Below are 14,396 nucleotides of genomic sequence, written 5' to 3'. Positions count from 1 at the left end.
TATAAAAACCACGGCGGGCTGCCCGTCGTGGGTCTTGCGCGCAAGATCCACCGCGGAATGTCCGCCGGACCGGGCCACCGGAACAATCCGGGGTTAACGGTCACAGGTGGCGCGGCGCTGGAAACAGCGCAGCGCCGAAGCGCAGTACCTAACGAAGACGGTAAAAAGCATGAATCTTCACGAGTATCAGGGTAAACAGCTGTTCGCTGAGTACGGCCTGCCAGTTTCCAAGGGTTTCGCGGTCGATACCCCTGAACAAGCCGCAGAAGCCTGCGACAAGATCGGTGGTTCCGAGTGGGTGGTAAAAGCCCAGGTTCACGCCGGTGGTCGCGGTAAAGCGGGTGGCGTCAAGCTGGTTCGCAGCAAAGAAGACGCCAAGGCGTTCGCTGCGCAGTGGTTGGGCAAGAATCTGGTGACCTACCAGACCGATGCCAACGGTCAGCCAGTCTCCAAGATCCTGGTCGAGTCCTGCACTGACATCGCCAAGGAGCTGTACCTGGGCGCTGTCGTGGATCGCTCGAGCCGCCGCATCGTGTTCATGGCCTCCACTGAAGGTGGCGTGGACATCGAGAAGGTTGCCCACGACACCCCCGAGAAGATCCTCAAGGCTACCATCGACCCGCTGGTCGGCGCTCAGCCGTTCCAGGGTCGCGAGCTGGCGTTCCAGCTGGGTCTGGAAGGCAAGCAAGTTCAGCAGTTCGCCAAGATCTTCGTAGGCCTGGCCAAGCTGTTCAAGGATCACGATCTGGCCCTGCTGGAAGTGAACCCGCTGGTGATCAAGGCCGACGGCGACCTGCACTGCCTCGATGCCAAGATCAACATCGATGCCAACGCCATGTACCGTCAGCCCAAGCTGAAGACGTTCCACGATCCGTCGCAAGACGACGCCCGTGAAGCCCACGCTGCCAAGTTCGAACTGAACTACGTCGCGCTGGAAGGCAACATCGGCTGCATGGTCAACGGTGCTGGCCTGGCCATGGGTACCATGGACATCGTCAACCTGCACGGCGGCAAACCGGCCAACTTCCTCGACGTGGGCGGTGGTGCTACCAAAGAGCGCGTGACCGAGGCGTTCAAGATCATTCTGTCCGACAGCAATGTCGCGGCCGTTCTGGTCAACATCTTCGGTGGTATCGTGCGCTGCGACATGATCGCCGAAGGCATCATCGGTGCAGTCAAAGAAGTCGGCGTGAAAGTGCCGGTGGTTGTTCGCCTCGAAGGCAACAACGCCGAACTGGGCGCTAAAGTACTGGCAGAAAGCGGTTTGAACATCATTGCGGCAACCAGCCTGACCGACGCTGCTCAACAAGTTGTCAAAGCTGCGGAGGGCAAGTAATGAGCGTCCTGATCAATAAAGACACCAAAGTCATCTGCCAGGGCTTCACCGGCTCGCAAGGTACTTTCCACTCCGAACAAGCCATCGCCTACGGCACCAAGATGGTTGGCGGCGTCACTCCAGGCAAGGGCGGCACCACCCACCTGGGCCTGCCGGTGTTCAACACCGTCAAGGAAGCCGTGGAAGCCACCGGTGCTGACGCTTCGGTCATCTACGTTCCGGCTCCGTTCTGCAAGGACTCCATCCTCGAAGCGGCCTTCGGCGGTATCAAGCTGATCGTCTGCATCACCGAAGGCATCCCGACCCTCGACATGCTGGACGCCAAGGTCAAGTGCGACGAACTGGGCGTGACCCTGATCGGTCCTAACTGCCCAGGCGTCATCACTCCGGGCGAGTGCAAGATCGGCATCATGCCAGGCCACATTCACTTGCCAGGCAAGGTCGGTATCGTTTCGCGTTCCGGCACCCTGACCTATGAGGCGGTCAAGCAGACCACCGACGCCGGCTTTGGCCAGTCGACCTGCGTCGGCATCGGTGGCGACCCGATCCCGGGCTCCAACTTCATCGACATCCTGAAGCTGTTCCAGGAAGATCCGAAGACCGAAGCGATCGTCATGATCGGCGAGATCGGCGGTTCGGCTGAAGAAGAAGCGGCTGCCTACATCAAAGCTAACGTTACCAAGCCGGTCGTTTCCTACATTGCGGGCGTTACCGCGCCTGCAGGCAAGCGCATGGGCCACGCTGGCGCCATCATCTCCGGCGGCAAAGGCACTGCGGACGAGAAGTTCGCTGCCCTGCAGGACGCTGGTGTCAAGACCGTGCGTTCCCTGGCAGACATCGGCAAGGCCCTGGCCGAGCTGACTGGCTGGGAAGCCAAGAAGTAAGCAACTCGCTGTACCCCCCACGCGCACAGAGGCCACCTTCGGGTGGCCTTTGTCGTTTCTGTCCTGTAGCTCTAGGATTTTTCCTCATGGTTAACAGGATCCTTCATACAGAAGCTTTCCGCGTCTCTGGAATAATCCCTACGTCATCGGTCGCTTAAACGACAAACATGTACGCACATCGGACAAGCTGCACCGCTACAGTGCGTTTGCTGGCCAAATTCTGTACCCTACGCGTCACTCTGTGCCCGTACCCCAAAAGGGAACGACACGCTAAACGGGTCTGGCTCATCAGGCCGGGCAGCATTTCCGCCATCCATGTGGAAATCCCCTCTCGAACCCCGATTTCAGCAGTGTGGTACTTCCTTAAATGAAAGTGTTAAAAGGCCAGGATATCCTGGCACTTGGCTTTATGACGTTCGCGCTTTTCGTGGGTGCGGGCAATATCATCTTCCCCCCTATCGTCGGCCTGCAGTCCGGGCCGCATGTGTGGATGGCGGCGCTGGGCTTTCTGGTCACGGCCGTGGGCCTCCCGGTCATCACCGTGGTGGCGCTGGCCAAGGTCGGCGGCGGCATGGATGCGCTGAGCAGTCCGATCGGCAAGTTCTGTGGTGGCCTGCTGGCTGCTGTCTGCTACCTGTCGGTGGGGCCGTTGTTCGCCACGCCGCGCACGGCGACCGTTTCCTTCGAGGTAGGCGTTGCACCCCTGACCGGCGAGAGCCCACTGGCGCTGTTCATTTACAGCCTGGTGTATTTCATCGTAGTGCTGGCGGTGTCGATGTATCCGGGCAAGCTGCTCGATACTGTCGGACGTTTCCTCGCACCGCTGAAGATCATCGCCCTGGCGGTACTGGGTATCGCAGCCTTCATGCTGCCAGCCGGCGGTATCGGCGAGGCGCAACCTGCCTATGCCGCCGCGGCGTTTTCCAAAGGCTTCTCCGATGGTTATCTGACCATGGACACCTTGGGCGCTCTGGTATTCGGCATTGTCATCGTCAACGCCATTCGCTCGCGTGGTGTCGAGTCGCCGAAGTTGATCACCCGCTATGCCATCATCGCCGGGCTGATCGCTGGGGTCGGCCTGGCCCTGGTGTATATCAGTCTGTTCCGGTTGGGGGCGGGTAGCCACGAGATTGCTGCCGGCGCCAGCAATGGGGCTGCTGTGTTGCATGCCTATGTTCAGCATACCTTCGGCTCGCTGGGCAGTGGTTTCCTCGCCGTGCTGATCGCGCTGGCCTGCCTGGTCACCGCCGTAGGCCTGACCTGTGCCTGCGCCGAGTATTTCAGCCAGATGCTGCCGCTGTCCTATCGCGCGCTGGTGGTGATCCTCGCCGGGTTCTCGCTGCTGGTGTCCAATCTTGGCTTGACCAAGCTGATCATGTTCTCGATCCCGGTGCTCACTGCGATCTATCCGCCGTGCATCGTGGTAGTCGGGCTCAGCTTCGTCAACGACCTGTGGAATTCGCCGACGCGTATTCTCGCGCCGGTGATGCTGGTTTCGCTGATCTTCGGCATCGTCGATGCGATCAAGGGCAGCGACATCGCCCATATGTTGCCTGACTTCCTGGCACACCTGCCGCTGAGTGATCAGGGACTGGCCTGGCTGGTGCCTTCGGTAGCGACGTTGGTTGTTGCCGTGGCGTGCGACCGCCTTCTTGGCAAACCACGCGAAGCCTTGGCCTGACAGATCGAAGGGTGCCAGTGGTAACGGCTATACGTTACACAGCCACTGAGTGAAGTGCCCATCCATAACCCTGCAATCGTCAGACTGCAGGGTTTTTTTATGCGAGTAAGCGACAGTCGCCAGGCGAGGGGGGTACGGGGAGAAGTTGCTCTAGCGCGAAACGCGCACGTTCAGTAGTCGTTTCGGCAAGAACAAGAGTTTGCACTTCCCGAGTGAAACGTTTCACCGTTAAGTCGCGGCCATAAAAAAACCCGACATTGTCGGGTTTTCTTGTTTCGCTTGAATTACTGCTTGGCAGGTTCAGCAGGAGCGGTGGTCGGCGCCGGGTTGGACGGCTGAGCTTCCTCGACGGCCTTCTGCTGCGCTTCAGCCTGATCTTTGGCAGCTTCGGCATTTTCCTTGGCGGCGTCGTTCACTTTATCCTGAGCTTCGCCCATCTTTTCCTGGGCCTGCTCGGCATGTTTCTGTGCGTCCTGAGCTTTATCTTCGCTGGACTTGTCGCATGCAGCCAGACCCATGGCAGCGGCCAGCATCAGAGCAAAAGCGAAAGGTTTACGCATGGGATGTTTCTCCTTGTGGAATAAGTGAGTTGAAACCTTCGAGTTCGGCGGTGTGTGAGAAGTTCAATGCAGCGTGCAGATATATAAACACGCCACTCGCCTCGACTTTTTCCAGGCCCTGTGGGCCAGTACAACATGGAGCGCTCTGGTCATGAATCCAACCCCTACAGAGCTCAGTACGCTGATGGCAATGTCGCAGCGATTCCTGTCGGCGCTGCGGCATTGCCAACAGTTGCAGATGCGGGTGCAGCATGCCGACGCGCAGGGTATGACCTTGGTGCTGCCTTGGTCGGACAGGTTGGTGGGCAATCCGCAGACCGGCGCCGTGCATGGCGGGGCGCTCACCACGTTGCTGGACACCACCTGCGGCATGGCCACGCTGTGCGTGCTGCCGAAATTCGAAGTCTGTCCGACGCTGGATCTGCGTATCGACTACATGCACCCGGCCAAGCCAGGTTTGGACCTTTACGGTCATGCGCACTGCTACCGGGTGACCCGCGATGTGATCTTCACTCGAGGTAGCGCTTACCAGGACGACCCGGCGCAGCCGATCTGCCAGGTCGTAGGCACCTTCATGCGTCTAGGTGGTGAGGCGCGCGGAGGCCTGAGTTTTGCCGCGCGCATGGGCGAGGGGCAGGCATGATCCCTGCGCCGATACGCCAGCAACTGACAGAGGCGCATGCACGCGGCGACTATGCGCCGTTATTGGCACTGATTCCCTACGCCGGGCTGATCGGCATCGAATGTCAGCGCGAGGGCGATGATCTGCTGTTTCGTCTGCCCGCCAACCCCGACAACATCGGCAACCCGCTGCTCCCGGCCATTCATGGCGGCGTGATCGCGGGTTTCATGGAGCTTTCAGCCGCCCTGTACCTGTTGATCTTCAGTGACAGCCTGAGTATTCCGAAGATCATCGACTTCTCCATCGATTACCTGCGCGCCGGCCATTACCGCGACACCTTCGCCCAATGCCAGCTGTGGCGCCAGGGGCGGCGGGTGACCAATGTGTCGATCACCGCCTGGCAGGGCGAGCGCGGCTCGCCCATCGCCACGGCCCGGGCGCATTTCAAGATCCAGCCGCAGCCACCCTTGAAATAGCCAGCCATGCCCCCATCTGCTGAACATCCGCCCATCAGGCTCGACGCCTGGGGCGCAATGACCAACAGATCGGAGTGTGAAGACGATGAGTGTGGAGACTCAAAAAGAAACCCTGGGCTTCCAGACCGAGGTCAAGCAACTGCTGCACCTCATGATTCATTCGCTGTATTCGAACAAGGAGATCTTCCTGCGCGAATTGATCTCCAACGCCTCCGACGCTGCTGACAAGCTGCGTTTCGAAGCCCTGGCCAAGCCCGAGTTGCTAGAGGGCGATGCCGATCTGAAGATTCGCCTGAGCTTCGACAAGGAAGCCGGCACGGTCACCCTGGAAGACAATGGCATCGGTATGAGCCGCGCGGATGTCATCACCCACCTGGGTACCATCGCCAAGTCCGGCACGGCCGACTTCATGAAGAACCTCACCGGTGATCAGAAGAAGGACTCGCACCTGATCGGCCAGTTCGGCGTGGGCTTCTATTCCGCGTTCATCGTTGCCGACAAAGTCGATGTCTACAGTCGCCGTGCTGGCACTGCTGCCGCCGAAGGCGTGCATTGGTCGTCCAAGGGCGAGGGCGACTTCGAAGTCGCGACCATCGACAAGCCGCAGCGCGGCACGCGCATCGTCCTGCACTTGAAGCAGGATGAGCAGGAGTTCGCCGACGGCTGGCGCCTGCGCAATGTGGTGAAGAAGTATTCCGACCACATCGCGTTGCCGATCCAGTTGCCAAAAGAGCAATCGGCCGTAGCCGAAGGCGAAGAGCAGCCTGCTGAAGAGTGGGAAACCGTCAACCGCGCCAGCGCGCTGTGGACCCGCCCGCGTACCGAGATCAAGGACGAGGAGTACCAGGAGTTCTACAAGCACATCGGCCATGATTTCGAAAACCCGCTGGCCTGGAGTCACAACAAGGTCGAAGGCAAGCTGGAGTACAACTCGCTGCTGTACGTGCCGGCACGTGCGCCGTTCGACCTGTACCAGCGCGAAGCACCGCGCGGCTTGAAGCTGTACGTGCAGCGCGTGTTCATCATGGACCAGGCCGAATCGTTCCTGCCGCTGTACCTGCGCTTCATCAAGGGTGTGGTCGACTCCAACGACCTGTCGCTCAACGTCTCGCGTGAAATCCTGCAGAAGGATCCGATCATCGATTCGATGAAGTCGGCCCTGACCAAGCGCGTGCTGGACATGCTGGAGAAGTTGGCGAAGAACGAACCGGAACAGTACAAGGGCTTCTGGAAGAATTTCGGCCAGGTGCTCAAGGAAGGTCCGGCCGAAGATTTCGCCAACAAGGAAAAGATCGCTGGTCTGTTGCGCTTCGCCTCCACGCACGACGACAGCGGCGAGCAGAGCGTCAGCCTGGCCGACTACCTGGCCCGCGCCAAGGAAGGGCAGGACAAAGTCTACTACCTCACTGGCGAGTCCTACGCGCAGGTCAAGAACAGCCCGCACCTGGAAGTCTTCCGCAAGAAAGGCATCGAAGTGTTGCTGCTCACCGACCGTATCGATGAGTGGCTGATGAGCTATCTCACCGAATTCGATGGCAAGAGCTTCGTCGATGTCGCCCGTGGCGACCTGGACCTGGGCAATCTGGATTCCGAAGAGGACAAGAAAGCCCAGGAAGAAGTGGCCAAGGACAAGGAGGGTCTTGTCGAGCGCCTGAAAACGGCGTTGGGCGACAGCGTTGCCGAAGTGCGCGTATCGCACCGCTTGACCGATTCTCCGGCGATCCTGGCCATCGGCGAGCAGGACTTGGGTCTGCAGATGCGCCAGATCCTCGAAGCCAGCGGTCAGAAGGTGCCGGACTCCAAGCCGATCTTCGAATTCAACCCGACTCACCCGCTGATCGAGAAGCTCGATCACGAACAGAGCGAAGATCGCTTCTCGGAGCTGTCGCACATTCTGTTCGACCAGGCGGCCTTGGCCGCTGGCGACAGCCTCAAGGATCCGGCAGCGTATGTGCGCCGCCTGAACAAGCTGCTGGTCGAGCTGTCTGCTTGAGATGACGCACCGCAAAGCCCGCTTCGGCGGGCTTTTCTTTTGGTCAAGCCTGAGGAATGCATGATGAGCAAGGTAATCGTCGAGTCGCTGGTCTATCACCTGTCCGGCCGCAGCTATGAGAGCCGCCTGGTCTTTGAGCCAGGGGCGGCCGCACGGCCTGCGTTGGTGATGGCACCGAACTGGATGGGTATCGGCGAAGTGGCTGAGCGCGTCGCCAAGGAAGTGGCCGAACAAGGCTACGTGGTCTTGATCGCCGACCTGTACGGGCAGGGCGTGCGTCCGTCGAATGCTGAAGAGGCGGGGGCGGCGATGATGCCGTTGAAGAATGACCGCGACGAGTTGCGCAAACGTATGCATGAGGCCTTGGCGCAGTTGCTCGGCCAGTCCAAGGCGCTCCTGGCGCCTGGTAAAGCGGGCGCGTTCGGTTTCTGCTTCGGTGGGTGCTGCGCACTGGAGTTGGCACGCAGTGGCGCGGACCTCAAGGCGACGGTGTCTTTCCATGGCACCCTCGATACGCCTAGGCCTGAAGACGCTTCGCGTATCAAGGGCTCGGTACTCGTGCTGCACGGCGCCTCCGACCCGCTGGTACCCGCCGAACAACTGCCGGCATTCGAGGCCGAAATGAACGCGGCCAAGGTCGATTGGCAACTGCTGAGCTATGGCGGTGCGGTGCATTCCTTCACCGATCCTACCGCCAACGTGCCGGGCAAGATGCAGTACGATCGACGCACCTCGGAGCGTGCGTTCCGCTCGATGCACAACCTGCTCGAGGAAGTGTTCAAGGCGTGAAGTGGCAGTCCTGAACGATCGGCCCGCGGCGGTGGTCTACGCTGCTTCGATTGCCATCAGGACGTTGCCCCATGATCGCCAGAGCACTGGCCTGCCTGCTGTTTTCCGCCAGCCTGTGCCCAACGGTGCAGGCTCGCGATTATCGCTACAGCGATGCCCACCTGCATTACGTCGACTTCTTCCAGGAAAGTGAAGGCATGCCCGCCTTGCTACGGGCCATGGATCAAGCAGGGGTCGATCACGCGATGATCTCCGGTATTCCGGTGGCGAAGAAATGGCACGAGGACGAACCCAAGCGTCCTCGCTATTACGCCGGCGACGATGCCGAAGCGTACTGGTTCAGTGCCACCGACATTCACGTCGCGGCGGCGGTGCAGAAACTGCCCGCCGAACAGCGCAAACGCTTTCATCCGTTTCTTTCCGGGATCAATCCGGTGGACAAGAACGCGGTCAGCCATGTCGAGCGCATGCTCGAACTGTATCCCGATTTCTGGCAAGGCATCGGCGAGGTGTTCACCCGCCACGATGACCTGACGGCGCTGACCAGCGGCGATACGCCCCGGGCCAACAACGAGGCGATGGCGCGAATTTATCACCTGGCTGCTGAGCGGGATCTGCCGGTGATGGTGCACTCCAACATCACCTCCAAACGCGAGCGTAACCCGCTGTATCTGGCGGAGATCGAAGAGCCGCTGCGCGATCATCCGCATACCCGATTCATTTGGGCCCACGCTGGCACCAGTCTGGAGATCCATCGTCACCAGACCCAGATGGACTTCATTCTGCCCACCCTCGAGCGCATGCTCGAAGCCTACCCCAACCTCTACATCGATTTGTCCTGGAGCATGCGTCAGCCCTATCTGCTGGATGAGCAGGGAAAACCCCGCAAGGCCTGGCTGGCGCTGGTGGAGCGCTTCCCGGATCGATTCATGTTGGGTTCGGATGTGGTGGGCCGGTTCGCCAGCGTAGGCGAGCAGATGCATGGCTTCGACGTGTTTCTGGATGCGTTGCCCGAAGCCGTGGCCCGCCAAGTGGCGAGGGACAACTTCCTGGCACTATTACCAAAGCGTCGATGAGCACGCTTATCGTATGAACCGTGTTGCGCAGGTCCGTGCGTGCCTACGCAACACCTGTGCTTATCAGGCGTGCGGCTCTTTGGCCAGGCGTTTGAGCAGTGCCTCGGCCGTGGCGTGCGATGAGGCAGGATTCTGACCGGTGATCAGATGGTCATCTTCGATCACGTAACTGGCCCAGTCGGCCGCCTTGGAATACTCGCCACCCTGGGCCTTTAGCATGTCTTCTACCAGGAATGGCACCACGTCGGTCAGGCCGACGGCGTGTTCTTCACTGTTGGTGAAGCCGGTGACGCGCTTGCCATCGATCACCGACGTGCCGTCGGGCGCCTTCACCCGCTTCAGTACGCCGGGCGCGTGGCAGACCGCGGCAATGGGTTTGTTGGCCGCATAGAACGCTTCCAGCAAGGTGATTGAGTCCTTGTCCTGGGCCAGGTCCCAGAGTGGGCCGTGGCCGCCCGGGTAGAACACGGCGTCGAAATCGTAAGGATCGATCTCGCCCAGCGGTACGGTGTCGGCCAGCGCCATCTGTGCCTGGGTATCACCTCGGAAGCGTTCGGTGGCTTCGGTCTGGGCATCGGGTTGGTCGCTCTTCGGGTCGAGCGGCGGCTGGCCGCCCTTGGGCGAAGCCAGGGTGATCTCCGCGCCGGCATCGACGAACACGTAATACGGCGCGGCGAACTCCTCGAGCCAGAAGCCGGTTTTCTGACCGGTATCGCCGAGTTGGTCGTGGGAAGTCAGCACCATCAGGATCTTGTACATGCGAGTGGTCCTCCAGATCTTCGTGGGCAGCGCGCTTTTGGCCTGCGTTAGTGTGGGAGGTCTCAAGGGCTGGGACGTTCCATCGGATAGTCTCGGGCGGCATTTCAGCTGAGGGGCGACTTCGATTCGGGTGAACCTTCCGAGTGTCGCGTAGGGCTTTTCCCATGACGCTATTTCCCCGTGTTGAGCCGTTGTGCCTTGTCCAGAGGCCCTCTAGGCTTCGTCTGCTTGCTGCATTTCCTCATCCTGCCTCAGCCCACGGGCAGAGACGCACGCCGGGTTCGCGTGAGTCTGGTTGAGCTAGGACGAGGAAGTGTGGCAAGCACTTCATGACGATTTCCAGGAGGATATATGGGCAGTGACGATCAATCATCCAAGGGGCCTGAGCTCAAGGTCATCAGCGCCATGGACCGCTTGCGCCGAAAGCCGAGGATGGACTGGGTGCAGGCGATACCTGGCCTGCCGGCCAAGGACACGCTCATGGAAATTTCCGCCATCATGGGTTGCGTGACCGAGCTCACCCGTCGGGCCATCAATCACCCCCGTGAAGCCGCCGTGTTGATGCGCGCCACCTTCTACCTCAGCGGCATGAGCAAGGCCATGATCGACGGCCAGGTGGCACAAATGCGCGGTGATCAGTCAGCGCCAGAGGGCCCCAAGCCCTGAAGCAATCACTCATGCCTGACAGCGTCGTTCTATCGGCCTGACTTGGCAATCCCCTCGCCGCAAGCTTCACCGCCAGTGACCGCGCTACAATGCGCCACAGACGAGTATCCAAGGGCTCAAGGTGATGTCGAAATGCTGAATACGAACGAAACGCGGGTCTTCATTCGTCGTTTTGGCTGGGTGATATTGCTCGCCCACATACTGGTAATGGCAACGCTGGCGGTCACGTGGATCATCACTACTCCAGTTCCATGGCGCGGTCATGAGCACGTGCTCAAGGTTGCATTCTTTGCGACCGTTTTTGGCGGCGTGGTCATGGGGCTCGCGTTCATGCTCGTCGTACGCGGGCGCAGTTGGGGTGTGTGGATCAATGTGGTGTTACTGGTGCTGTGCATGGCCCTCACGCTCGCGTTTCATGCCCCGGGTCACGGGATGGCCATCCTGGGGGTAGCGCTGATGCTCCCATTGTTGGCGTTGCTGGTGATAAACAGTGGTCGTCATCGGCAGGCGGTCAAACGCTACGCCGTCTTTCGTCGAGACAGGACCCGATGGGCAATGACGATCAGCATTGCCAAAGAAAAGGGTATCGATCTGAACCAGGAGGCTGAACGTCTCTTTGGTGGTGCCAGCGTAGAGCGCGACCATTGACCGCCTTTCAAACGTGCATTCACGCTTCACAGTAGGGCATAAACGCCTTCATTTTCTAAAGCGATGCACTGTGTGGAGTGTTCATATCAAGTGAAGCTGGCTTGCGCCTGAGCACCCGCGCGCATTGTCCAGCCCAGCCCGGCCCGTATCTTGCTCTGCCTGTTGGAATCCTCACTCTTGGACTACTCCAATCATGAGTTCATCCGGCGAATTTTCTCTGACCGAAGCCCCTCCAGCAGCCCGCAAGGGCCTGCTTCCCATTGCCATGATCCTGTTCAGCTTCACGTTCTTCACCGGCACCATGTTCGCCGGGGGCAAGCTCGGTATGGCGTTTACCTTCGCCGACATGCTCTGGATAGCGACGATTGGCAACATTCTGTTGGCCGCCTATGCCGCGAGCCTGGCGTTCATCGCCTCGCGCAGTGGCCTGAATACCGTGTTGATGGGGCGTTTCTGCTTCGGCGAGGCGGGCAGCCGCCTTTCCGACTTCTTGCTCGGTTTCGCAGAGCTGGGCTGGTACGCCTGGGGCACGGCAACGGTGGCGATCGTATTGGTCAAGCTGCTGGGGTTGGCAGAGGGCTTCACTCCGGTCTTGATGGTGCTGTTCGGGTTGGGCTTCAGTGTCACTGCGATCATCGGTTTCAAGGGGCTTGACGGGTTGTCACGCGTCTCGGTGCCTTTGATGTTCGCGCTGCTGGTGATCTCGATGGTCATCGCCACACGCGATGCGGGCGGGTTTTCCGGGCTGCTGGCCGTGGTGCCGCATGAGAGCATGAGCTTCTCGGCCGCCGTGACCATGGTGTTCGGCACCTTCGCCAGTGGCGCGACACAGGCCACCAACTGGACCCGATTGTCGCGCAACGCACGGGCTGCGGTAGCCGCCAGCGTGGTGGCGTTTCTCGTAGGCAACGGCTTGATGGTGGTCGCGGGGGCTTGGTGCGCGATGGTTTATCAGCAAGCTGATATCGTCGAGGTGATGATGCTGCAAGGGCTGTCATTCGCCGCGGTGGTGATGCTGTGCCTGAATCTCTGGACCATCCAAGGCCCGACCCTCTATAACGTGGCAGCCGCCAGTTGCCACCTGGCACGCAGTGAGCGACGACGCACCGCTACGCTGCTCGCCGCAGGTGTCGGCATTGTGCTGGCGATAGGCGGTATGTACGAGTGGCTGATTCCTTTCCTGGTTTTGCTAGGCTCGATCATTCCGCCGGTCGGTGGCGTGATCATGGCCGATTTCTGGTACCGCTATCGCGGCCACTATCCCACCTTGGCTTCGGTCAAGCTGCCGCGCTACAACCGCGCAGGTCTTTTCGCTTATGCTCTGGGGGCGGTGTTGGCCTATAGCTCGCCGTGGGTCGCACCGCTGGTGGGAATCGGCGCCTCGGCACTGTGTTATGTCGTTCTGCTTGAGTTCAGAGCGCGAATACAGCCTGCGGTCCAAGCCAAACGCTAGGCCTGTGCCGGGGCTGCTTAGACTCCCCTGCGTTCGTCATCGTCAATACCTTCCATGCGCGATCGTCACGCATGAATGCTTTTATCGCGCCGTCGCTCTGGCGCGAGCGTAATAGCCAAGGCCAGGAGTAACGCCATGAACATCATCAACGCCCGCCTGCGCGGCAAGACCGGGCTGTTCACAGTCCGGGTGAGCGGCGAGCGCATTGCCGCCATCGAGCTCCAACCGGCGAAGATTGAACCGAGCAGTGCCGAGGATATCGACGCGGCACAGAACTTGGTGATACCGCCTTTCATCGAGCCGCATATCCACCTCGATGCCACCCTGACAGCCGGTGAGCCGCGCTGGAACATGAGCGGCACGTTGTTCGAAGGCATCGAATGTTGGGCCGAGCGCAAGGCTATTACTACCCACGAAGACATCAAGGCGCGGGCCAAGAAGACCATAGGCGCGCTGGTGGATCACGGCATCCAGCATGTGCGCACTCATGTCGACGTCACCGATCCGACCTTGGTGGCGCTCAAGGCCATGGTCGAGGTGCGCGAGGAGGTGCGTCATCTGATCGATTTGCAGATCGTGGCGTTTCCTCAGGAAGGCATCGAGTCGTACGCCAACGGGCGGGCCCTGATGACCGAGGCGGTGGCGCTGGGCGCCGATGTGGTGGGTGGTATTCCGCATTTCGAGAACACCCGCGATCAGGGCGTGTCCTCGGTCAAGTTCCTGATGGACCTGGCCGAGCGCACTGGCTGCCTGGTGGATGTTCATTGCGACGAGACCGACGATGCGCAGTCGCGCTTTCTTGAAGTGCTGGCCGAAGAAGCCCGTGTGCGCGACATGGGGGCTCGGGTCACTGCCAGCCATACCGTGGCCATGGGCTCCTATGACAATGCCTACTGCTACAAGCTGTTTCGTCTGTTGAAGATGTCGGGCATCAACTTCGTATCCTGCCCCACCGAAAGCATTCATTTGCAGGGACGTTTCGACAGCTTTCCCAAGCGGCGCGGTGTGACCCGCGTAGCCGAGCTCGACCGTGCCGGGCTGAACGTCTGTTTTGGCCAGGATTCGATCGTCGACCCCTGGTATCCACTGGGTAACGGCAACATCCTGCGCGTGCTCGAAGCGGGTCTGCATATCTGCCATATGCTCGGCTACGAGGATCTGCAGCGCGCGCTCGATCTGGTCACCGACAACAGTGCGCGTACCTTGAATCTGGGCGAGCGCTACGGCATCGCAGTCGGGCGCCCGGCGAACCTGCTGGTGCTGTCTGCCGCCGACGACTACGAGATGGTTCGCAGCCAGGGGCATGCGCTGGTCTCGATCCGTGCAGGCAAGGTGCTGATGCGTCGAACGCCTGCTCGAGTCGAACGATTCGTCTGAAGGGCAGGGCGGTCAGCCTGGAGCGTCATTGCCGGGGCTGTGGTGCTTGCACTTAAAGCGGCGTGGGCACGTGCTG

At 60.3% G+C, this 14,396-nt stretch carries 14 protein-coding genes; 12 read left to right on the top strand and 2 right to left on the bottom strand.

All coding sequences use genetic code 11. From position 1 onward, the window contains the following. Nucleotides 1-169 precede the first annotated feature (169 nt). The 3 genes from sucC (at nt 170) to brnQ (ending at nt 3,901) form a co-directional block, all read left to right on the top strand. On the top strand, nt 170-1,336 hold the full coding sequence (gene sucC / locus NJ69_RS10125) for an ADP-forming succinate--CoA ligase subunit beta (RefSeq protein ID WP_029612068.1): 1,167 nt from the start codon (nt 170-172) through the stop codon (nt 1,334-1,336). Then, on the top strand, nt 1,336-2,220 hold the full coding sequence (sucD, locus tag NJ69_RS10120; RefSeq protein ID WP_016393102.1) for a succinate--CoA ligase subunit alpha: 885 nt from the start codon (nt 1,336-1,338) through the stop codon (nt 2,218-2,220). Before sucC ends, sucD begins: the two co-directional genes overlap by 1 nt. Before the next feature lie 367 nt (nt 2,221-2,587). Beyond that, nucleotides 2,588-3,901 carry a branched-chain amino acid transport system II carrier protein gene (brnQ, locus tag NJ69_RS10115; RefSeq protein WP_029612069.1) on the top strand — a complete coding sequence of 438 codons (1,314 nt, stop codon included), beginning with the start codon at nt 2,588-2,590 and terminating at the stop codon, nt 3,899-3,901. A gap of 284 nt (nt 3,902-4,185) precedes the next feature. Here brnQ and NJ69_RS10110 read toward each other — a convergent pair whose 3' ends face one another. Beyond that, entirely contained in the window at nt 4,186-4,461 is a 276-nt protein-coding gene (locus tag NJ69_RS10110; RefSeq protein WP_029612070.1) for a hypothetical protein, read from the bottom strand. Between the two features lie 151 nt (nt 4,462-4,612). On the opposite strand from NJ69_RS10110, the gene NJ69_RS10105 reads away from it, so the two are divergent. The 5 genes from NJ69_RS10105 to NJ69_RS10085 all read left to right on the top strand — a co-directional run bounded on the left by NJ69_RS10105 (nt 4,613) and on the right by NJ69_RS10085 (nt 9,417). Beyond that, entirely contained in the window at nt 4,613-5,104 is a 492-nt protein-coding gene (locus tag NJ69_RS10105; RefSeq protein ID WP_039578646.1) for a PaaI family thioesterase, read from the top strand. Continuing rightward, on the top strand, nt 5,101-5,559 hold the full coding sequence (locus NJ69_RS10100) for a PaaI family thioesterase (protein WP_029612072.1): 459 nt from the start codon (nt 5,101-5,103) through the stop codon (nt 5,557-5,559). The genes NJ69_RS10105 and NJ69_RS10100 overlap by 4 nt, the downstream gene beginning before the upstream one ends. Before the next feature lie 85 nt (nt 5,560-5,644). Beyond that, complete coding sequence (gene htpG / locus NJ69_RS10095) at nt 5,645-7,552, top strand: molecular chaperone HtpG (protein ID WP_039578643.1); 1,908 nt, start codon at nt 5,645-5,647, stop codon at nt 7,550-7,552. 63 nt (nt 7,553-7,615) lie between these two features. Further along, nucleotides 7,616-8,341: a dienelactone hydrolase family protein gene (locus NJ69_RS10090; RefSeq protein ID WP_029612074.1), complete on the top strand. Its 726-nt coding sequence runs from the start codon at nt 7,616-7,618 to the stop codon at nt 8,339-8,341. Nucleotides 8,342-8,412: 71 nt separating this feature from the next. Next, nucleotides 8,413-9,417: an amidohydrolase family protein gene (locus tag NJ69_RS10085; RefSeq protein WP_039578640.1), complete on the top strand. Its 1,005-nt coding sequence runs from the start codon at nt 8,413-8,415 to the stop codon at nt 9,415-9,417. A 63-nt stretch (nt 9,418-9,480) separates the two neighbouring features. On the opposite strand, the gene NJ69_RS10080 is transcribed toward NJ69_RS10085, so the two are convergent. Continuing rightward, a complete protein-coding gene (locus NJ69_RS10080; protein ID WP_039578637.1) occupies nt 9,481-10,176 on the bottom strand; it encodes a type 1 glutamine amidotransferase domain-containing protein in 696 nt (231 codons plus the stop codon). A gap of 351 nt (nt 10,177-10,527) precedes the next feature. On the opposite strand from NJ69_RS10080, the gene NJ69_RS10075 reads away from it, so the two are divergent. The 4 genes from NJ69_RS10075 (at nt 10,528) to codA (ending at nt 14,320) form a co-directional block, all read left to right on the top strand. Then, entirely contained in the window at nt 10,528-10,842 is a 315-nt protein-coding gene (locus NJ69_RS10075; protein WP_039578635.1) for a DUF3077 domain-containing protein, read from the top strand. Between the two features lie 132 nt (nt 10,843-10,974). Then, nucleotides 10,975-11,490 (top strand): hypothetical protein, encoded by a 516-nt coding sequence (locus NJ69_RS10070; RefSeq protein WP_039578632.1) that lies wholly within the window; start codon nt 10,975-10,977, stop codon nt 11,488-11,490. 193 nt (nt 11,491-11,683) lie between these two features. Further along, nucleotides 11,684-12,943: a cytosine permease gene (gene codB / locus NJ69_RS10065; RefSeq protein ID WP_039578630.1), complete on the top strand. Its 1,260-nt coding sequence runs from the start codon at nt 11,684-11,686 to the stop codon at nt 12,941-12,943. A 135-nt stretch (nt 12,944-13,078) separates the two neighbouring features. After that, nucleotides 13,079-14,320, top strand: a complete 1,242-nt coding sequence (gene codA / locus NJ69_RS10060; RefSeq protein ID WP_029612078.1) for a cytosine deaminase — start codon at nt 13,079-13,081, stop codon at nt 14,318-14,320. The last annotated feature ends 76 nt before the right edge of the window (nt 14,321-14,396 follow it).

The sequence above is a fragment of the Pseudomonas parafulva genome (assembly GCF_000800255.1).
Lineage (GTDB): Bacteria > Pseudomonadota > Gammaproteobacteria > Pseudomonadales > Pseudomonadaceae > Aquipseudomonas > Aquipseudomonas boreofloridensis.
Note: the sequence above shows the minus strand (reverse complement) of the source record. Positions and strands in the feature narration are given on the sequence as shown.